The sequence below is a fragment of the Streptomyces musisoli genome, from assembly GCF_016741855.1.
Lineage (GTDB): Bacteria > Actinomycetota > Actinomycetes > Streptomycetales > Streptomycetaceae > Streptomyces > Streptomyces musisoli.
The window spans coordinates 389,255-408,939 of the sequence record NZ_JAERRH010000002.1; the positions used below are offsets into that span (position 1 = coordinate 389,255).

A 19,685-nucleotide genomic window follows, 5' to 3' on the forward strand; every position below is an offset into this window, starting at 1 on the left:
GCCCGGAGTCCCCCGCCCGCCCGGATTCCCCGGCCCACCCGGAGTCCCCGGCCCACCCGGAGTCCCCGGGCCACCCAGGCGCGCCAGCCCGCCCGGAGTCCCCGGGGGCATCACGTGTTCCGGGAGGGGCGGTCTGGCCGGTGGGTGGCCGGTCCGGTTCGCTCGGTGGCGGGGGCAACGCCCTCACACTCCCCGGGACGCCAGGGCCGCCGTGAGGTCCAGGCTCCGGGCGCGGTCGGTGTCCTCCCGGTACTTCAGCACCGAGCCCAGCGTCGTCAGGGCGAGTTCCGCGTCCACCTCCCGGGCACCCAGCGCGTCCAGGGCCTGGGCCCAGTCGATGGTCTCGGCCACCCCGGGCGGCTTGAGCAGGTCGGCGCCCCGCAGGGCCTGCACCAGCGCGGTCACCTGCTCGGCCAGCCGCGCCGACACCTCCGGGAGGCGGCGCCGCACGATGGCCAGTTCACGGGCGAAGGAGGGATGGTCGAACCAGTGGTACAGGCACCGCCGCTTCAGCGCGTCGTGCACCTCCCGGGTCCGGTTCGAGGTGAGGACGACCACCGGCGGCGACTCCGCGCGCAGGGTGCCCAGCTCCGGGATCGAGACGGAGTACTCGGACAGCAGCTCCAGCAGGAACGCCTCGAACTCGTCGTCGGCCCGGTCGATCTCGTCGACCAGCAGCACCGACGGCTGCGTCTGGAGGGCCTTCAGCAGCGGCCGGGCGATGAGGAACCGCCGGTCGTACAGCTCGCTCTCCAGGCGGTCGGCGTCCGTCACCCCGGCCGCCTCGGCGGCCCGCAGGTGCAGCAGCTGGCGCGGGAAGTCCCAGTCATACAGCGCCTGCGAGGCGTCGATGCCCTCGTGGCACTGGAGACGGATGAGGGGCGCGCCGAGCGCCTCGGCGAGGGCGGCGGCGAGCGCGGTCTTGCCGACGCCCGCGTCGCCCTCGCAGAAGAGCGGCCGGTGCAGTCTCAGGGCCAGGAAGCAGGTGACGGCGAGCCCTTCGTCGACGAGGTACCCCGTCTCCTCCAGGCGGGCCCGCACCTGCTCCGGGTCGTCCATCCGGGTGATCGGCGCTCACCCCCATCCGGTGGCGGTCAGCACCGCCCGCCGGGTCAGCACCCGCGCCAGGTGCTGCCGGTACTCGGGGGAGGCCGCCAGGTCCTGCGACGGCCGGGTGCCCTCGGCCGCCGCCTCGGCGGCGCGGGCGACGGCCTCGGGGCCGTCGGCGCCGGACAGCGCCTCCTCGGCGGCCGTGGCCCGCAGCGGCGTGGAGCCCATGTTGGTGAGGCCGACGCGCGCCTCGGCGATGCGCCCGTCGTCGCGCCGCACGAGCGCCGCGACACCGACGATGGCCCAGGACTGGGCGACCGGGTGGAACTTCTCGTAGTGGAAGCTCCAGCCGTCCGTCTTCGGGATCCGCACCTCCACCAGGAGTTCGTCGGGTGCCAGCGCCGACTGGAGGTAGTCCACGAAGAACTCCCGCGCCGGCATCGTGCGCCGGCCGGCGGGGCCGGCCACCACCAGCTCTGCGTCCAGGGCCAGGGCGACGGCGGGCAGGTCCCCGGCCGGGTCGGCGTGCGCGAGGGAGCCGCCGAGGGTGCCCCGGTGCCGTACGGCGGGGTCGGCCACCGTGGCCGTCGCCTCGGCCAGCAGCCCGGCGTGCCGGCGCACCAGCGGGTCCCGGACCACGTCGTGGTGCGTGGTCATGGCGCCGATGACGAGGGCGTCGCCGTCCTCGCGGACCCCGCGCAGCTCGCCGACCCGGCCGACGTCCACGACGAGTTCGGGGAAGGCCAGCCGCATGCGCAGCAGGGGCAGCAGGCTCTGCCCGCCGGCCAGCACCTTGCCGTCCTCGCCCGCGTCGGCGAGGGCGCGCACCGCCTCGTCGACATCGCCGGGACGGGCGTACTCGAATGCGGGGGGAATCATGCCTGGCCCTCCTTCCCCGAGGGGTCGTACTGGCCGACGTCGCCGGACTGTGCCGCCTGCCCGGACTGGCCGGACTGCGCGGGCCCCGTCCCCTCGACGTCGCCGGCGGCGCCGGACCGTGCCGCCCGGACCGCCTGCCACACCCGGTGCGGCGAGCAGGGCATCCGCACGTCCCGCACACCGAGCGGCCGCAGCGCGTCCACCACGGCGTTGACGACCGCGGGCGTCGACGCGATCGTCCCCGCCTCGCCGACGCCCTTGACGCCCATCGCGTTGTCGACCGCGGGGGTCTCGGTGCGGTCGGTGACGAAGTCCGGCAGGTCCGCCGCCGACGGCACGAGATAGTCGGCCATGGTCCCGGAGACGAGGTTGCCCTGGTCGTCGTAGACGGCCTCCTCGAACAGCGCCTGCGCGATGCCCTGGGCGAGCCCGCCGTGCACCTGCCCTTCGACGATCATCGGGTTGACGACCGTGCCGACGTCGTCCACGCAGACGTACGAACGGATCCGGGTCTTCCCGGTCTCGGTGTCGACCTCGACCGCGCACAGGTGGGTGCCGTGCGGGAAGGAGAAGTTCTCCGGGTCGAGCACCGTCTCGGCGTTGATGGACGGCTCGACCCCGTCGGGCAGGTCGTGCGAGGTGAACGTCTCGAAGGCGATCTCCTGGATGGTCCTGCGGGCCTCGGGCGAGCCCTTCACCGAGAACACCCCGGCGCTGAACTCCAGGTCCTGCTCGCTCGCCTCCAGCAGGTGGGCGGCGACCTTGCGCGCCTTGTCCACCACCTTCACCGCCGCCCGGTGCACGGCCTCGCCGCCGACGGCCAGCGAACGCGAGCCATAGGTGTCCATGCCCATCGGGGACGACTTGGTGTCGCCGTGCACGACCTCGACGTCATCGAACGGCACGCCCAGCACGTCGGCCGCGATCTGGCTCCAGCAGGTCTCGTGGCCCTGCCCGTGCGGGCTGGTGCCGGTGACGACCTCGACCTTGCCGGTCGGCAGCATGCGGATGCTCGCCGCCTCCCAGCCGCCGGCCCCGTACCTGAGGTCCCGCAGCACCCGGCTCGGCGCGAGACCGCACATCTCCGTGAAGGTCGACACGCCGATCCCGAGGCGTACGGTGTCGCCGCGCTCGTTGCGCCGCCGCTGCTCGGCGCGCAGGTCGTCGTAGCCGAACAGGGCCAGCGCCTTCTCGGTCGCGGCCTCGTAGTTGCCGCTGTCGTAGGTCAGCCCGGCGATCGTGGCGTACGGGAACTCCTCGTGCCGGATCCAGTTCCGGCGCCGGACCTCCACCGGGTCCAGGCCGAGTTCCACGGCCAGCTCGTCCATGATCCGCTCGATGGCGAACGTGGCCTCAGGACGGCCGGCGCCGCGGTATGCGTCGGTGGGGGTGCGGGTGGTGAAGACGCCGGTGCAGTTGAACTCGTAGGCGTCCATCTTGTAGATGCCGGGATACATGAAGGCGCCGAGGATCGGGATGCCCGGGGTGACGAGCATCAGATAGGCGCCCATGTCGGCGAGCAGGTCCACCTTCAGGCCGAGCAGCCTGCCCTCGCGGGTGGCGGCGATCTCGACGTCCTGGATCATGCCGCGGCCGTGGTGCGTCGCCAGGTAGCCCTCGGAGCGGGACTCGGTCCACTTCACCGGGCGCCCGATCCTGCGGGCCACCGCGAGGGCCAGGGCCTCCTCGCCGTACACCTGGAGCTTGGAGCCGAAGCCGCCGCCCACGTCCGGGGCGATCACCCGCAGCTTCTGCTCGGGGATCCCGGTGACCGTGGCCAGCATGATCCGCAGGATGTGCGGGATCTGGGTCGCGGAGTGGACGGTGTACTCGCCGGAGGCGGCGATCGGCGTGACGACGACCGCGCGGGGTTCCATGGCGTTGGGGATCAGCCGCTGCTGGTGGTAGCGGCGCTTCAGGGTCACCTCGGCGCGTTCGCGTACGGCGTCGAAGCTCTCGCCGGTGGCGAGCGGCCAGGTGTAGCAGCGGTTGGTGCCCTTGTCGGCGTGGACCAGCGGCGCGTCCTCGGCGAGCGCGGCCTCCAGGTCCAGGACCGGGGGCAGCGGGTCGTAGTCGACCTCGACCGCCTCCAGCGCGTCGGCGGCCGCGTACCGGTCGCGGGCGACCACGACGGCCACCGGGTCACCGGCGTAGCGGACCTCGTCGACGGCGACCGGCGGGTGGTCGGGCAGCACGATGTCCTCGGTCACGGGCCAGGCGCAGGGCAGCGAGCCCAGGCCCTCGGCGAGGTCGGCGCCGCTGAACGCCGCGATGACACCGGGCCGTTCGAGGGCGGGGGAGACGTCGACGCGGGTGAGGCGGGCGTGCGCCAGCGGGCTGCGCAGGATCGCCATGTGCAGGAGTCCCGCGACCTGGATGTTGTCGGTCCAGGTGGTCTGCCCGGTGATCAGCCTGGCATCCTCCTTGCGCAGCCGGGCGCGGCCGATCTCGTGGTCAACGGCCTGGTCGGTCATGCCGTCGCCTCCTCGGTGACCTGCTGTCCGGACGCGGCTCCCGGCCCGGCCTCGTCCCGGCCGGAGGCGCTCTCCTCGTCGGCCGCGGCGAGCACCGCGCGGACGATGTTCTGGTATCCGGTGCACCGGCAGAGGTTGCCCTCCAGTGCCTGCCGGACCTCGTCGGAGGTGGGACGGGGGTTCTCGCGGAGCAGATCGCGTGCCGCCATGATCATTCCGGGGGTGCAGTAGCCGCACTGGAGACCGTGCCGCTCGTGGAAGGCGCGCTGGAGCGCCGTCCACTCGCCGTCCCGGGCCAGCCCCTGGATGGTGGTCACCTCGCCGCCGTCGGCCTGTACGGCCAGCACCGAGCAGCTCTTGACGGTCGCACCGTCCAGGTCGACCGTGCACGCCCCGCAGTTCGAGGTGTCACAGCCGATCGGGGTACCGGTGAGGCCGAGGCGGTCGCGCAGATAGTGGGCGAGGAGGAGACGGGGCTCCACGTCGTCCTCGTACGTCGTGCCGTCCACGTTCACCTTGATGTGGGTCATGCGCCCTCCAAGCCGTGCGGGCCGGAGTGAGGAATCAGCCACGCTTGCGTGATGTAGGTCACTCTATGGCCGCCCCCTGGAGGCGGCGAGCGCTGCGGCGGCGGATTTGTTGAGCGTTAATCGATTGCCGTCGGCGGAGCGGCCCTGCTGCACTGCTGGGGACCCGATGCCCCACGGGATGTCACACGGAGAGGACTCTTCCGATGCGCGCTGCGTGCATGTCCACCCAGGAAGGAACCCACCCCGTGTCGAAGGACATCACGCTCAGTGCATCTGCTCAATCTCGGAATCCTCGCGCATGTCGACGCGGGTAAGACCAGTCTGACCGAACGGCTGCTGCACGCGGCCGGGGTCATCGACGAGGTCGGCAGCGTCGACGCCGGCAGCACCACCACCGACACCCTCGCGCTGGAGCGGCAGCGCGGCATCACCATCAAGTCCGCCGTCGTGTCGTTCCCGCTCGACGGCGTCACCGTCAACCTCATCGACACCCCCGGCCACCCGGACTTCATCGCCGAGGTCGAGCGCGTGCTCGGTGTCCTCGACGGCGCCGTCCTGGTCGTCTCCGCCGTCGAGGGCGTCCAGGCCCAGACCCGCGTGCTGATGCGGACCCTGCGCCGGCTGGGCATCCCCGCCCTGGTCTTCGTCAACAAGGTCGACCGGCGCGGTGCCCGGGACGCGGCCGTGCTCCGCCAGATGGCGCAGCGGCTGGCCGTACCGCTCGTCCCCATGGGGACGGCCGCCGGGCTCGGCACGCGCGCCGCCCGCTTCGTCCCGGGCCTCGGCCCGGCCGCGCTGGAGGCGCTCGCGGACCGGGACGACGGCCTGCTGGCCGCCTATCTCGACGGCGGGGTATCCCAGGGCCGGCTGCGCCGGGCCCTGTCCGCGCAGACCCGCGACGCCGCGGTCCACCCGGTGTACTTCGGCTCCGCCATCACGGGGGCCGGTGTGCCCGAGCTGATCGACGGCATCGAGCGGCTGCTGCCCACCGCCCCCGGCGACCCGGGCGGCCCCCTGTCCGGCACGGTCTTCAAGGTCGAGCGGGGCCCGGCGGGGGAGAAGACCGCCTACGCCCGCCTCTTCTCCGGCACCCTGCGCGTCCGCGACCGGATCCCGTTCGGGGACGGCCGCCAGGGCACCGGTGACGAAGGCCGCGGCACCGGTGACGAAGGCCGCGGCACCGGCGGCGGAGGCCGCGGCACCGGCGGCGGAGGCCGCGGCACCGGCGGCGAAGGCCGCGTCACCGCGCTCTCCGTCTTCGACGGCGGCACGGACAGCCGGGCCGACAGCCGCCGCGGCGGGCCGGATCGTCAAGGTGTGGGGCCTCGGCGGCATCCGGATCGGCGACGCGCTCGGCACGCCCGCCCGGCCGTCCGGGCGGCACTTCGCGCCGCCCACCCTCGAGACGGTCGTCGTGCCCGGCCCCGGCGCGGACCGGCGCTCCCTGCACCTCGCCCTGACCCAGCTCGCCGAACAGGACCCGCTCATCGGCGTCCGCCACGACGAAGTGCGCGGAGAGACCTCCGTGTCCCTCTACGGCGAGGTGCAGAAGGAGGTCGTCCAGGCCACCCTCGCCGACGAGTACGGCCTCGACGTCACCTTCCGCGAGACGACGACCCTGTGCGTCGAACGGCCGTCCGGTACCGGGCACGCCGTCGAGTTCGACAAGAAGGACGCGAACCCCTTCCTCGCCACGGTCGGCCTGCGTGTCGGCCCCGCCCCGCCGGGCTCGGGTGTCGCGTTCCGCCGGGAGGTGGAGCTGGGCTCGATGCCGTACGCCTTCTTCAAGGCCGTCGAGGACACCGTCCGGGAGACCCTCGGCCAGGGGCTGCACGGCTGGGAGGTCACCGACTGCACGGTCACCATGACCCACTGCGGCTACTCGCCCCGGCAGAGCCACGCGCACCAGGGCTTCGACAAGAGCATGTCGAGCACCGGCTACGACTTCCGGGGCCTGACCCCGCTGGTCCTGATGGAGGCGCTGCGCCGGGCCGGCACCCTGGTGCACGAGCCGATGCACCGTTTCCGCCTGGAGGCACCCGCCGACACGCTCGGTGCGCTGCTGCCGGTGCTGGCCCGGCTCGGCGCGGTACCGGAGAGCACCGCCGCCCGGGCCACGGCCTGTGTGCTGGAGGGCACGGTACCGGCCGCCCGGGTGCACTCCCTGGAGCAGCGGCTGCCGGGCCTGACGCGGGGCGAGGGCGAGCTGGAGACGGCCTTCGAGCATTACGCGCCGGTGACCCGCGGCACGGTCCCGCGGCGGCCGCGCACCGACCACAACCCGCTGAACCGGAAGGAGTACCTGCTGAACGTGACCCGCCGGGTGGGGGAGTGAACCGAGTCGCCTGACCGATCGTCAACTTACTGGTCGGTCAGAACCTATTGACGCCGCCCGGAGGGCGCCGGACTGTGGTGGACATGCCGAACTTACGGGCGCGTCTGCTCGCCGTCCTGGTCGTCCTCAGCGGATCCCTGACGGTGGCGGGAGCCCCACCCGCCACCGCCGCCGTGCCTTCAGGCTCCCTCTGGTTCGACGGCGCCCCGCTGACCGTGCGGGACGGCCGGCTCACCGACGGGCAGGGCCGCGAGGTCGTCCTGCGCGGCTACAACGTCTCCGGCGAGGCCAAACTGGCGGAGAACGGCGGCCTGCCCTTCGCCTCGGTGGCCGACGCCCGGAAGTCCGCGACCGCGCTGCGCGCCCTCGGGGGCGGCAACACGGTCCGCTTCCTGCTCTCCTGGGCGTACGCCGAGCCCGAGCGCGGCCGGGTGGACACCGCCTACCTGGCCGCGGCCACGGAACAGATGCGCGCGTTCCTGGACGCGGGCATCCGGGTCTACCCCGACTTCCACCAGGACCTCTACTCCCGCCACCTGTTCCACGCGGGCAGCTGGTACACCGGCGACGGCGCCCCCGAGTGGGCCGTCGAAGCGGGGAACTACCCGAAGGAGTCCTGCGGGATCTGCCTCTTCTGGGGCCAGAACATCACCCGGAACACGGCCGTGCAGAACGCCCAGTACGACTTCTGGCACAACGCCCACGGCCTCCAGGACGCCTTCCTGACCACCGCCCAGGCCACCATGGACCACCTGCGACGGCACCTGTCCGCCGAGGAGTTCGCGGGCATCGCCGGCTTCGACCCGTACAACGAGCCGTACGCGGGCCGCTACGACTCCGGGCAGACCTCCCGCACCTGGGAACGCGACCTGCTCCGGCCGTTCTACGTGAGGTTCCGCGCCCGCATGGACGCCGCCGGCTGGCAGGACAAACCCGCCTTCGTCGAGCCGAACCTCTTCTGGAACGCCAACATCTCCGCCCAGAGACAGGAGAGCGGCCTGCTGGACGCCGGCCCGCTGGGCTCGGGTTACGTCTTCAACACCCACTTCTACGACCAGAAGGCGATCTCCGGCATCCTGATGTGGGGCAAGGCGGCCGACGGCCAGTACGCCGCCGACTACGCCGGCATCCGCGACCGCGCCTCGGCCGCCGGCACCGCGGCCGTGGTCGGCGAGTTCGGCCATCCCCTGTCCGGCACGGTGTCCGACAAGGCGCCGACCGTGCTGAAGGCCATGTACCAGGCCCTCGACTCCCGCCTGCCCGGGGCTGGTTGGTGGACCGGCCCGGCCGCCTCCGGCCCGGTGCTGTCCGGCACCCAGTGGCAGTGGGACCTCTACAGCGGCCGGCACCACGAGCTGATGAACGGCGACCCCGGCAAGGTGCTCACCACCAAGGACGCCTGGAACGACGAGGACCTGTCGGCGGTACGGCTCGACGACTCCGGGAACGCCGTCCTGCGCCAGGACGGCCGCCTCCTGGACCGCGTCTACCCGAGCGCCACGGCCGGCACCACCCTCGCCTTCACCTACGAGGACCGCTCCCGCGACGGCTCCACCACCCTCACCTGGAACCCGGTGCCGGCGTCCCTGCCGAACGTGGCGCGACTGGTCGGCTCCGGCCGGTACGGCGTGCTCGTGTGGCGTTCCGGCGACGGCACCGCACCCACCGAACTGCACCTGCCGGCGTCCTTCCCGACCGCCGCCACCACGGTCGTCTCCGACCTGGGCACCGTGTACGCCCCGTCCGCGTACACCTCCGCCGAGCCGGTCGCGGTGGCCACCGAACCGGGCGGCACCGGCAGCCGCCGGCTGCTGCTCACCGACGCCGACTCCGGTGCGGTGCACTACGCGCTGGTCACCGACGGGGCGACGGCGCCCGCGGGGGACCTGCTGAGCGCGGCGAAGGCCGAGCTGGCCGCGTGGGCGGCGGCCCGGTTCTGAGCTGTGCGGCCTCCGGGGTGAGTGGGGGCACCCCGGAGGCCAGGCCCGACGGCCGGCCGCGCGGTGCTCAGCCGCCGCTCGGGCCCGTCCAGCCGGCCTGCACATGGCCCAGCCGGACGCGCTGCGGGTGGTCGCCGACCGGGACCGACGTCACCTTCCGGCCGGTGGCGAAGTCGATCGCCGTCACCTGGTCGGCGCCGCTCTCGGAGACGATGCAGTCCCTGCCGTCCCCGCTGACCGTCGCCCAGTACGGCTTGGACGTCGTCACCAGCGGACCCTCCTGGAGCGAGGCGCGGTCGACCACGGTGGCGTAGTCGTCCATGGTGCCCGCCACGCACAGCTTGGTGCCCTCGGGGTTCATCGAGATGCCGTGGTGACGCGAGTCGTTGACCCAGGTGGTGCGGTCCTCGCTGGTCGCCGGGTTCTTCGGCAGGGTCTTCATCCGGGTGATCTTGTCGGTGGCGACGTCGTACTCCAGGAAGCCGTTGAAGAACGACACCTGGAAGTACAGCTTGGACTCGTCGGCGGCGAACACGGCCGGGCGGACGGCGTCGGAGAAGTTCCTCAGCCCGAACGCGTCCAGCCGCTGCCGCATGTCGATGACCTTGACCTGCTTGTACGTCGTCGCGTCCACGACCGTGAGGTGCCGGTCGCCCTTGGTCCAGTCCCAGACCGGGTCGTCCAGCGCGGTGTTGACGTCGCCGATGGACATGTTCCAGATGTACTTGCCGTCCTTGGTGAAGATGTTCTCGTGCGGCTTGTCGCCGGTCGCGAACGACCCCAGCTGCCGGCCCGTGCCGATGTCCAGGACGTGCACGGTGTTCGCGGTCGAGGCGGAGACCGCCACCCGGGTGCCGTCCGGGGAGACCGCCATGTGGTCGGCCCGGTAACCGGACACCGGGAAACGCCAGTTGACCTTCCCGCTGGCCAGATCGATGGAGACGACGTCCGCGAAGCTCGGCCGGGACACCACCACCGACCTGCCGTCCGGAGTCGAGTACATGTCGTCGGCGAACTGGTCGTGGCCCTCGCCGACGCTGTTGCGGATCGCCTGGAAGTAGATCCACTTGATCGGGTCCGCGTTGATCTCCGCCATCCGCGCGTCCTTGTCCGGGACGACGTCGATCCGGCCGACCTTCGCGAAGTGGCCGGAGGACTCGATGACATCGGCGGTGCCGTCCCAGTTGTTGCCGACGAACAGCACCTCGCGCAGGCCGTCGGGTGCGGCGGACGCCGCGGCGGCGGCGGTCGCCGGGCCTGCGACGGTCAGGGCGAGGGCGGCGGTCACGGAGCACAGGTGCCTGGTTCTGGAGGCGGCCATGACGGCTCTCTTTCCTCGGGGGAATCTGAACACGGGCGCATTCACAGTGAACTTACTGAAAAGTAAGGAAGGGGCGGCCTACTCGACAAGATGTGTGCACGACAAGATTGGGGTGACCGGTGGGATGACGGAGGGGGACGCGTGGAGGGCAGGCTCAGGGCACCGACGGGACGCTACGGCGGCCGGTCCGCCGAGGAACGGCAGGCGGAGCGGCGCCGTCGCTTCCTCGACGCGGCACTGCGGCTGTTCGGGGAGAGCCCCGGCTACCGGAGCACCACGGTCGCCGCGCTCAGCCAGGCGGCGGGCCTGTCCACGCGCCAGTTCTACGAGGAGTTCCGCACCCTGGAGGACGTCCTCGCCGCGCTCCACCTCCAGGTCAACGGCTGGGCCGAGCAGGCCGTCCTGGCCGCGCTGGCCGACGCGGACGGCCTGCCGCTGGCCGACCGCGCCACCGTGCTCTTCAGGGCCTACGCCCACGACGTCACCTGCGACCCGCGCCGCATCCGCATCACCTTCGTGGAGATCGTCGGCGTCAGCCCCCGCCTGGAGGAGCAGCGCCTCGCCCGCCGGGCCCGCTGGGTCGACCTCATCCGGGCCGAGGCGGACGCGGCCGTGGCCCGCGGGGAGGCGGCGCCCCGCGACTACCGTCTCGCGGCCACGGCCTTCATCGGCAGCGTCAACGGCCTGCTGCACGACTGGACCACCGGCTGGGTGGACGCCACGCTCGACGAGGTGGTGGACGAGCTGGTCCGGCTGCTGCTGGGGATGCTCCGGCCGCAGGGGTGGCGGCCCGGCAGCTCCTGACCCGGGGGCTGCCGGGCCGACGGGGCCCTGACACCAGGCGCGCGGGATCGCCGGGACCGCCCGGGTCGGCGGCGCGCTGCGGTTCGGCGCGGGACCGCCAGACCCCCCGGGTCGGCGGGGCCCGATGGTTCGGCGCGCAGGATCGGGCCCGAGCTGGTCTGCTGGTGGCGAGGACCGTCGTACCCGTTCACCGGAGAGACAGATGAGCACTTACCGAGTTGCGCAGGTGACGACCGCGGGCGGCGCGGTGGAGCTGGCCGAGCGGGAGGTGCCCCGGCCGGGGCCCCGTCAGGTGCGGATCGCCGTGGAGGCGTGCGGGATCTGCCACAGCGACGCCCTCTTCGTGAACGCCGCACTGCCGGGCGTCGGCTTCCCGGTGGTCCCCGGGCACGAGATCGCGGGACGCATCGAGGAGCTGGGCGAGGGCGCGCAGGACTGGGGGTACCAGGCCGGTGACCGGGTGGCGGTCGGCTGGTTCGGCGGCAGCTGCGGCCACTGCGAGCCCTGCCGCCACGGCGACTTCATCGTCTGCGTCAGCCTCAAGGTGCCCGGATGGACGTACGACGGGGGCTTCGCCGATCAGGTGATCGCGCCCGTCGACGCCCTGGCCCGGATTCCCGACGCGCTGGCGGCGAGCGACGCGGGGCCCCTGGCCTGCGCGGGCGTGACCACGTACAACGGGCTGCGCCGCAGCTCCGCCAGGCCGGGTGACCTGGTCGCGATCCTGGGCATCGGCGGCCTCGGCCACCTCGGGGTGCAGTACGCGGTGGCGATGGGCTTCGAGACCGTGGCGATCGCCCGGGGCGCGGAGAAGGCCGACTTCGCCAAGCAGCTCGGCGCGCACCATTACGTCGACAGCACGTCGGGCACCCCGGTCGCGGAGGCCCTGCAGTCCCTCGGCGGTGCCAAGGCCGTGCTGGCCACCGCGGGGAACTCCGAGGCGATCACGGCCACCGCCGACGGGCTCGCGCCGCGTGGGGAGCTGGTGGTCATCGGGGCCGACGTCGCGCCGCTCGGCATCAACCCGGCGCAGCTGCTGATGACCGGGCGCGTGGTGCGCGGCCACCCGTCCGGCACCGCGCAGGACGTGGAGGACACCATGGCCTTCAGTGCCCTGCACGGCATCCGTCCGATGACCGAGACGGTGCCGCTCAAGGACGCGGACCAGGCCTACCGGAAGATGCTCTCCGGCGGGGCCCGCTTCCGGATGGTCCTCACGACCGGCTGACGGGAGCGGCCGAAGGCGGCGGCCCGGCGGCGAGGCGGCCGGGGGTTCAGCCGTCGAGCCGGTCCAGCGCGGCGAGCACCGGTGCGGTGCCGTCCTCCTCGCGGATACGGGCCCCCAGGGCGTCGGCGCGCCGCCGGTACGCAGGGTCCCGGGTGGCCCGCACCAGGGCCGAGGCCAGCGCGTCCACGGTCAGGCGGCGCAGCGGTACGACAGCCGGGGCGACGCCGAGCGCGACCAGCCGGGCGGACCAGAATCCCGCGTCGAACTGGACCGGGACCGGTACGGCCGGCACTCCGGCGCGCAGCCCCGCCGCCGTGGTGCCGGCGCCCGCGTGATGGACCACCGCGGCCATGCGCGGGAAGAGCGCCGAGTGCGGCACCTCGCCGACCGTCAGCATGTCGTCCCCGTCGGCCGCGAGTCCGCCCCACCCGCGCTGGACCACCCCGCGCAGCCCGGCCCGCCGCAGCGCCGCCACCACCCGTGCGCTGAGCCGCCTGGCATCCGGCACGGTGGCGCTGCCCAGCCCGACGAAGACCGGCGGCGGGCCGGCTTCGAGGAACTCCCGCACCGCGTCGGGGAGTTCCGCATCGGCGTCGTAGGGCCACCAGTAGCCGCCCACCTCCAGCCCCGCCCGCCAGTCACCGGGCCGGGGCACCACCAGGGGGCTGAAGCCGTGGTGCACCGGCCAGTGCCGTCGCTCCCGTGCCCGCCAGGCGGCACCGGCCCCCGCCCGGGGCAGGCCGAGCCGTTCCCGCACGGCCGGTACGGCACCGGCGAACACGTGCTCCACGGCCAGGCCGACCCCCTGCCCGGCGAGCCGGTTGACCGGCCCGCCCCAGGCGCCGCCGCCGAGCACCGGAGGCGCGAACTCCCTCGTGCCGGCGATGGGTTGCAGAAAGACACCGAGGCTCGGCAGCCGCAGTCCTTCGGCGATCGTGTGACCGAGCGGGGCCAGCGAGGAGGACAGGAGCAGGACGTCGCTGCGGCGCGCCGCGGCGAGCAGGTCCTCGGTCATCCGTCCGACCGCGCGCCGTGCCAGGTCCCCGACCCGCAGCAGCTTGCCGGGACCGCTGGTGCTGCGGTGCAGTCCCCGGCCCCGCGGGGACTCCAGTTCGGCCAGCGGATCCACCGGCAGTGCGTGGAACCGTACGTCCGAGCCCGCCACCAGCGGCTCGAAACGGCCGTGCGTGACCAGGGTGACCTCGTGCCCGGCCCGCGCGAGCCGGTGCCCGAGCCCGGTGTAGGGGGCGGCGTCGCCCCGGGATCCCGCCGTCATGATCGCAACGCGCACGACGCCCAGTATGACGGGCCGGACCCTCTCCCGGGTGCCGGTCGCCACGAGCCGGCCTAGACGGCGGACACCACCAGGACCGCCGCCGCCGTCAGCGCGCACCCCAGCACACAGCAGGCCAGCAGCCGTCGGCGTAGGGCTCGGTAGCGGGACTCGTACGCCTGCCGCAGCTCCCGCGCCCGCTCGGCCGTGCGGCCCCACGAGAGCCGGGCCAGCGCCACGTACTCGGCCTCGAAGTGCCGCTCCAGGTCCGCCCGCTGGCCCTCGGTGAGCCAGCCCAGCCGGGAGCCGAGGCGTTCCGCGGCGCTACGGCCCTCCTCCTGGGCGGCGGCCAGCAGCAGGTGCCCTTCGATCTGCCGGACCAGCTCCCGCTCGTCGTGGGCGGTCACGGCGCGGTCAACTCCCGCTCCCGCACCTCGGGATGGTGCAGGTCGAAGGCGGGGGACTCGCTGCGGATCCGCGGCAGGGCGAGGAAGTTGTGCCGCGGCGGCGGGCAGGAGGTCGCCCACTCCAGCGAGCGGCCGAAGCCCCATGGGTCGTCCACCCCGACCGGTTCGCCGTACCGGGCCGTCCTCCAGACGTTGTAGAAGAAGGGGAGCAGGGAGGCGCCGAGCAGGAACGAGGAGATCGAGGAGACCGTGTTGAGCGTCGTGAACCCCTCCGCCGCCAGGTAGTCGGGGATCCGGCGCTGCATGCCCTCGGCGCCCAGCCAGTGCTGGACCAGGAAGGTGCCGTGGAAGCCGGTGAACAGCGTCCAGAAGGTGATCTTGCCGAGGCGTTCGTCGAGCATCCTGCCGGTGAACTTGGGCCACCAGAAGTGGAAGCCGGAGAACATCGCGAAGACGACCGTGCCGAAGACCACGTAGTGGAAGTGCGCCACCACGAAGTACGAGTCGGAGACGTGGAGGTCGACCGGCGGGGAGGCGAGCATGACGCCCGTCAGGCCGCCGAAGACGAACGTGACGAGGAACCCCAGCACCCACAGCATCGGCGTCTCGAACGAGAGACTCCCCCTCCACATCGTGCCGATCCAGTTGAAGAACTTCACCCCGGTCGGCACGGCGATCAGGAAGGTCATGAAGGAGAAGAACGGCAGCAGCACACCGCCGGTGACGTACATGTGGTGGGCCCACACGGTCACGGACAGGCCGGCGATCGCGACGGTCGCGGCGATCAGGCCCATGTAGCCGAACATCGGCTTGCGGGAGAACACCGGGATCACTTCGCTGACGATGCCGAAGAACGGCAGCGCGATGATGTACACCTCCGGGTGTCCGAAGAACCAGAAGAGGTGCTGCCACAGCAAGGCTCCGCCGTTGGCGGCGTCGAAGACGTGGGCACCGAACTTGCGGTCCGCCTCCAAGGCGAACAGCGCGGCCGCGAGGACCGGGAAGGCCAGTAGGACCAGCACACCGGTCAGCAGCACGTTCCAGGTGAAGATCGGCATGCGGAACATGGTCATGCCCGGGGCACGCATGCAGATGATCGTGGTGATGAAGTTGACCGAGCCGAGGATGGTGCCGAAGCCGGAGAAGGCCAGACCCATGATCCACATGTCGGCGCCGATACCCGGCGAACGGACCGCGTCCGACAGCGGCGCGTAGGCGAACCAGCCGAAGTCGGCCGCGCCCTCCGGGGTGAGGAAGCCGCCCACCGCGATGAGCGAACCGAAGAGATACAACCAGTACGCGAACATGTTCAGCCGCGGGAACGCCACGTCGGGCGCGCCGATCTGGAGCGGCATGATCCAGTTGGCGAAACCGGCGAACAGCGGCGTCGCGAACATCAGCAGCATCACGGTGCCGTGCATCGTGAACGCCTGGTTGAACTGCTCGTTCGACATGAACTGGAGGCCCGGCCGGGCCAGCTCGGCGCGCATCAGCAGCGCCATCACGCCGCCGATCAGGAAGAACGCGAACGCGGTGATCAAGTAGAGCGTCCCGATCGTCTTGTGATCGGTGCTGGTGAGCCACTGCACGGCCCTGGTGTCTCGGATCCTCTTCACACCCCGCCTGTGTCCGCGCCCGGCCCGCGCGTCACACTCGGGCGACGCGACGAGCATCACGGAAGAAGGGTGTGACGATCCGGGCCGTGCCGGACACGAACCGAACATGAGCAACGACGAGATCTTCGCCGCTGCCTATCGCGAGCACTACTGGGCGGTCAGCCGCTATGTCGCGAGGCGACTCCAGGGGCGGGCCGACGAGGTGGAGGAAGTGGTGGCGGAGGTGTTCACGGTCGCCTGGCGGCGCCGGGCGGACCTGCCGGGCACACCCCTGCCCTGGCTGTACGGGGTGGCCCGCAACTGCCTGGCGAACGCGGTACGCGGTCACGGGCGCCGGCTCCGCCTGATGGACCGGCTCGGCAACGACGAGGCCGCGCACGGCCGGCACATCGCGGCCGGACCCGACGCCGAGGGGCCGGGCGCCTGGGTGCACGAGGCCCTGGACCGGCTCGCCCCGGCCGACCAGGAGGTGCTGCGCCTCGCCGCCTGGGAGGAACTCGGCGCCGAGGAGATCGCGGTCGCCCTCGGCTGCGGCAAGCGCGCGGCGACGATGCGCCTGCACCGGGCGCGGCGCCGGCTCAGGGCCGAGATCGACCGGCTGGGCACCGTCCCGTCCACCCCGCCCGCAGGCCGGCCCACCCCGCAGCCCGGACCCGCCCGCGCGACCCTGTGCAAGGACCACGGACATGGCTGACGAACTCGAACTCCTCCGGTGCGCCGACCCGGTGCCGGCCGACGATCCCAGGTTCCGCGACGGGCCGCTCGACCCGCGCGCGGAGCGGCGGCTGGCGCGGCTGCTCGACCAGGAGCCCGCGCCCCGCCGATCCCGCCTGCTCTCACTGCCTCCCGGCCGTACCCCGCGCGCCCGGCTGGCCTGGGGCCTCGCCGCCACCGCCGTCGTGCTCGCGCTCGCCCTCGACGCCGTCCTCGGCGGCCCGAGCGCGCCGCCGGCCGTCGCCGCGCCGCGCCCGCTGACCGTCCACGCCCGGACCGCGCCCGTACCCCTCGCAGACATGGCCGCCCTCGCCGACGCGGCCGCGGCGGGCGGCTCACCGCGGCTGCGCAAGGGATCCCACGTGCAGTCGTGGAGCCTCGGCATGAGCGACGACAAGCCCCCCGTCACCCTCCCCCAGGAGCGTGTCGTGGTCTGGCGCGCGGACGCCACCCACACCGAACTGGTCGTGGCGACCGACCCGCGCCGGCCCGGGCGCCCCGTCCTCAGCGACGAGGGCGGCGAACCGCGGGAGGTGGCGGACGGCCACGTGATCAGCCGGACCACATTCCCGCCGATGTGGAGCGACGCCCCGCCCGAAGGGCCCCCGCCGCACACCGCGGGGGCCCTGCGTGCCTATCTCACCGAGGTCGCCCGGCCCGGTACCGGCCCCGGCACGGCTCCGCTGAGCACCGCCGAACTCCTCGACGCCACCGCGGAACTGCTCGACCACTGGACCCTCGGCGCCCGCGAGTCGGCGGCCCTCGTCCGGCTGCTGGCGAAGGCCGAGGGGCTGCGGCCGGTCGGCGAGGTGACCGACCGGCTGGGCCGCCCCGGCCACGCGTACGCGTACGACGCCCGCGGCATCCGGCACCTGCTGATCCTGGAACCGCGCACCGGCGCCGTCCTCGGCATGGAGGACACCTTCACCGAGGACGACCCCGAGTACGGAGTGCGGGCCGGCGACGTCATGGACTACCGCGCCTGGATGCGCTGACCCCTCACACCCCGAGCTGCCGGGCGGCGGCCCGGACGGTCTGCTCCAGCAGCGTGGCGATCGTCATCGGCCCGACCCCGCCCGGCACCGGCGTGATCAGCGAGGCCCGCTCCACCGCGGAGTCGAAGTCGACGTCGCCGACGTTCCCCTCGTTGTAGCCCGCGTCGATCACGACCGCGCCCGGCTTGATGTCCTGCCCGCGGATCAGCCGCGGCCGGCCGACCGCGGCGACGACGATGTCGGCCTCGCGGACCGCCGCCGACAGGTCCCGGGTGCGCGAGTGGCAGTACGTCACGGTCGCGTCCCGGGCCAGGAGCAGCATGCCCACCGGCTTGCCGAGGATCGCGCTGCGGCCCACCACCACGGCCCGCTTCCCGGACGGGTCGACGCCGTACTCGTCCAGCAGCCGCAGGATGCCGCCCGGCGTGCAGGACACGAAGCCCGGCAGACCGAAGCTCATCGTGGCGAACGAGGCGAAGGTGACACCGTCCACGTCCTTCTCCGGGGCGATCGCCTCGAACGCGGCCCGCTCGTCGACGTGGTCGCCCACCGGGTGCTGGAGCAGGATGCCGTGCACCCCCGGATCGGCCGACAACTCCCGAAGCGTGCCGACGAGTTCATCCATCGTGGTGCCGGCGGGCAGGGCGACGTGCCGGGACTCGATGCCGGCCTTGCGGCAGCGGTTCTGCTTCATCCGGACGTACGTCACGGACGCCGGGTCCTCGCCGACCAGCACGGTCGCCAGACACGGTGCCGTACCGGTCCGTTCGGTGAGACCGGCGGCCTGTCGCGCGGTGTCCTCCACGATGCGGCGGGCGAGCGCGGTGCCGTCCATCAGACGGGCCTGGGTCATGCTGCACACTCCTGAGCTGGATCGACTCTCCTCGCCCAGGCGCGCGGCAACCACCACGGACCGCTCCCCGGTGGTGCTCCACCTCAGCGCCAGTCACGGCCCGCGTACAGCGTAACCGAGAGTGTGTACGACCCTCGGACCCGCCCTAGGGCCGGTGCCTCACCGGCCCCTCACCGGCCCTCACCGGTGCCGCGCCCGCCGCACGCGCACCGCCCGCGGCAGAACCGGACGCGGGCGCGCCGCCCGCAGCACCGAGCGCAACAGGACCGCCGGCCACACCGGCAGCCGGTCCGCCGGCACCGGTGCCGGGCGCCGGTGCGCCCGCACGAGCCCGGCCCGCGCCGAGAAGGTCCAGGTCAGCCGTGAGGTGACCTGGACCCGCGCCATTCTCCTTCCGGTGCCTGCCATACCGGGCCGGGACCTACTCGTCCCAGGCCTGGATGATCAGCTGTTCGGCGATCTTGCCGTTCCGCAGGGTGATCATCGACTCGGCGAGCACCCGGGTGCCGTCCTCGTACTCGCAGGACTCGCTGTAGGCGGCGTGATCGCCCTGGATCACGCACTGCTCCAGCTTGTGAGTCATGTCGCGGCGGTAGATGTCGTCCAGCAACTCGGCGATCTGGCCCCGGCCTTGCAGGACCGTGGGGTGGCTGGGCTGGTTGTTGCGGTCGACGATGCGGATCTTCGCGTCGTCCGCGTAGAGCGACAGAAGGGTGTTGCCGGTGTTTCCCTCGATGCCCCGGCGCAGCGTCTCGGTGTCGAAAGCGGACCCCGTCGCGGTACCCATGGTGACCTCCTTCAGGCGCCCGCGGCCCGTCCGGGAGCGAGCCGCACGGGTCCCGTCTTCGAGACTCCTCCGCCCCGGCGGCCTCGGCAAGCGCAGCCGCCGCGCTCCGCCTCACGGGTGAGCGGGTACCGCCGCCCGTGTCCGGCCGGGACCCGCGGCCGTTGCTGAGGACATGATCTCAACACGACGTATCGTCGCCGCCCTCGGTCTCGCCGCCGGCGTCACCGGTCTTGCCGCGCCGCTGGCGAACGCGGCCGAGGCGGGCACGCCGGACACCGGGCAGATCAGCCCCATGGCCGTGCTCGACTCGCTCACCGTCAGTGACATCCCGGCGAAGTACAAGACCGGGGTCCCGCGGGTCTCCGAGCAGGCGCGCGCGCTGAACCAGGTCAACGAGCTGAACCGGCTCAACGAGCTGTGGCAGGTGGCCGGTCTGGTGACGCCCGTGACGGGCCTGCTGCCCGCCGTCGAGGCCTGAC

Annotated in this window: 17 protein-coding genes, 1 pseudogene and 1 riboswitch; of the genes and pseudogenes, 7 read left to right on the forward strand and 11 right to left on the reverse strand. The window is 73.0% G+C overall.

The window, feature by feature from the left end; genetic code table 11:
* Positions 1-183: 183 nt before the first annotated feature.
* The 4 genes from JK361_RS05545 to JK361_RS05560 are packed head-to-tail and all read right to left on the reverse strand — an operon-like array spanning position 184 to position 4,933.
* Positions 184-1,059 (reverse strand): AAA family ATPase, encoded by an 876-nt coding sequence (locus tag JK361_RS05545; RefSeq protein ID WP_201814520.1) that lies wholly within the window; start codon positions 1,057-1,059, stop codon positions 184-186.
* A gap of 15 nt (positions 1,060-1,074) precedes the next feature.
* Positions 1,075-1,929: an FAD binding domain-containing protein gene (locus JK361_RS05550; protein ID WP_201814521.1), complete on the reverse strand. Its 855-nt coding sequence runs from the start codon at positions 1,927-1,929 to the stop codon at positions 1,075-1,077.
* Positions 1,926-4,403 carry a xanthine dehydrogenase family protein molybdopterin-binding subunit gene (locus tag JK361_RS05555; RefSeq protein WP_201814522.1) on the reverse strand — a complete coding sequence of 826 codons (2,478 nt, stop codon included), beginning with the start codon at positions 4,401-4,403 and terminating at the stop codon, positions 1,926-1,928. Before JK361_RS05555 ends, JK361_RS05550 begins: the two co-directional genes overlap by 4 nt.
* Positions 4,400-4,933: a (2Fe-2S)-binding protein gene (locus JK361_RS05560; protein WP_201814523.1), complete on the reverse strand. Its 534-nt coding sequence runs from the start codon at positions 4,931-4,933 to the stop codon at positions 4,400-4,402. Before JK361_RS05560 ends, JK361_RS05555 begins: the two co-directional genes overlap by 4 nt.
* 267 nt (positions 4,934-5,200) lie before the next feature.
* Here JK361_RS05560 and JK361_RS05565 point away from each other — a divergent pair.
* Positions 5,201-7,268, forward strand: a pseudogene (locus JK361_RS05565) (GTP-binding protein).
* 83 nt (positions 7,269-7,351) lie between these two features.
* Positions 7,352-9,208 (forward strand): cellulase family glycosylhydrolase, encoded by a 1,857-nt coding sequence (locus JK361_RS05570; RefSeq protein WP_201814524.1) that lies wholly within the window; start codon positions 7,352-7,354, stop codon positions 9,206-9,208.
* 67 nt (positions 9,209-9,275) lie between these two features.
* Here the strand turns inward: JK361_RS05570 and JK361_RS05575 are convergent, their stop codons facing one another.
* A complete protein-coding gene (locus JK361_RS05575; RefSeq protein ID WP_201814525.1) occupies positions 9,276-10,529 on the reverse strand; it encodes a YncE family protein in 1,254 nt (417 codons plus the stop codon).
* 141 nt (positions 10,530-10,670) lie between these two features.
* Between JK361_RS05575 and JK361_RS05580 the strand changes: the two genes are divergently transcribed.
* Both JK361_RS05580 and JK361_RS05585 read left to right on the forward strand, forming a co-directional pair.
* On the forward strand, positions 10,671-11,333 hold the full coding sequence (locus tag JK361_RS05580) for a TetR/AcrR family transcriptional regulator (RefSeq protein ID WP_201814526.1): 663 nt from the start codon (positions 10,671-10,673) through the stop codon (positions 11,331-11,333).
* 202 nt (positions 11,334-11,535) lie between these two features.
* The gene (locus tag JK361_RS05585; RefSeq protein WP_201814527.1) at positions 11,536-12,561 is read left to right on the forward strand and encodes an alcohol dehydrogenase; all 1,026 of its coding nucleotides are present in this window, start codon (positions 11,536-11,538) and stop codon (positions 12,559-12,561) included.
* Between the two features lie 46 nt (positions 12,562-12,607).
* Here the strand turns inward: JK361_RS05585 and JK361_RS05590 are convergent, their stop codons facing one another.
* The 3 genes from JK361_RS05590 to ctaD all read right to left on the reverse strand — a co-directional run bounded on the left by JK361_RS05590 (position 12,608) and on the right by ctaD (position 15,857).
* A complete protein-coding gene (locus JK361_RS05590; protein ID WP_201814989.1) occupies positions 12,608-13,837 on the reverse strand; it encodes a glycosyltransferase in 1,230 nt (409 codons plus the stop codon).
* Between the two features lie 71 nt (positions 13,838-13,908).
* Positions 13,909-14,241 carry a hypothetical protein gene (locus JK361_RS05595; RefSeq protein ID WP_201814528.1) on the reverse strand — a complete coding sequence of 111 codons (333 nt, stop codon included), beginning with the start codon at positions 14,239-14,241 and terminating at the stop codon, positions 13,909-13,911.
* Positions 14,238-15,857, reverse strand: coding sequence for an aa3-type cytochrome oxidase subunit I (ctaD, locus tag JK361_RS05600; protein ID WP_201814529.1), 1,620 nt, complete (start codon positions 15,855-15,857; stop codon positions 14,238-14,240). Before ctaD ends, JK361_RS05595 begins: the two co-directional genes overlap by 4 nt.
* Positions 15,858-15,963: 106 nt before the next feature.
* Between ctaD and JK361_RS05605 the strand changes: the two genes are divergently transcribed.
* Both JK361_RS05605 and JK361_RS05610 read left to right on the forward strand, forming a co-directional pair.
* A complete protein-coding gene (locus tag JK361_RS05605) occupies positions 15,964-16,551 on the forward strand; it encodes an RNA polymerase sigma factor (RefSeq protein WP_236052502.1) in 588 nt (195 codons plus the stop codon).
* A complete protein-coding gene (locus JK361_RS05610; RefSeq protein WP_201814530.1) occupies positions 16,544-17,566 on the forward strand; it encodes a CU044_5270 family protein in 1,023 nt (340 codons plus the stop codon). Before JK361_RS05605 ends, JK361_RS05610 begins: the two co-directional genes overlap by 8 nt.
* Positions 17,567-17,570: 4 nt before the next feature.
* Here the strand turns inward: JK361_RS05610 and JK361_RS05615 are convergent, their stop codons facing one another.
* From JK361_RS05615 to JK361_RS05625, 3 genes are all read right to left on the reverse strand, one after another.
* The gene (locus tag JK361_RS05615; protein ID WP_201814531.1) at positions 17,571-18,419 is read right to left on the reverse strand and encodes a bifunctional 5,10-methylenetetrahydrofolate dehydrogenase/5,10-methenyltetrahydrofolate cyclohydrolase; all 849 of its coding nucleotides are present in this window, start codon (positions 18,417-18,419) and stop codon (positions 17,571-17,573) included.
* Positions 18,420-18,445: 26 nt separating this feature from the next.
* A riboswitch (ZMP/ZTP riboswitch) is annotated at positions 18,446-18,526 on the reverse strand.
* A 73-nt stretch (positions 18,527-18,599) separates the two neighbouring features.
* On the reverse strand, positions 18,600-18,806 hold the full coding sequence (locus JK361_RS05620) for a hypothetical protein (RefSeq protein WP_201814532.1): 207 nt from the start codon (positions 18,804-18,806) through the stop codon (positions 18,600-18,602).
* A gap of 34 nt (positions 18,807-18,840) precedes the next feature.
* A complete protein-coding gene (locus JK361_RS05625) occupies positions 18,841-19,206 on the reverse strand; it encodes a nuclear transport factor 2 family protein (RefSeq protein WP_201814533.1) in 366 nt (121 codons plus the stop codon).
* A gap of 172 nt (positions 19,207-19,378) precedes the next feature.
* On the opposite strand from JK361_RS05625, the gene JK361_RS05630 reads away from it, so the two are divergent.
* Complete coding sequence (locus JK361_RS05630; RefSeq protein ID WP_201814534.1) at positions 19,379-19,684, forward strand: hypothetical protein; 306 nt, start codon at positions 19,379-19,381, stop codon at positions 19,682-19,684.
* The last annotated feature ends 1 nt before the right edge of the window (position 19,685 follow it).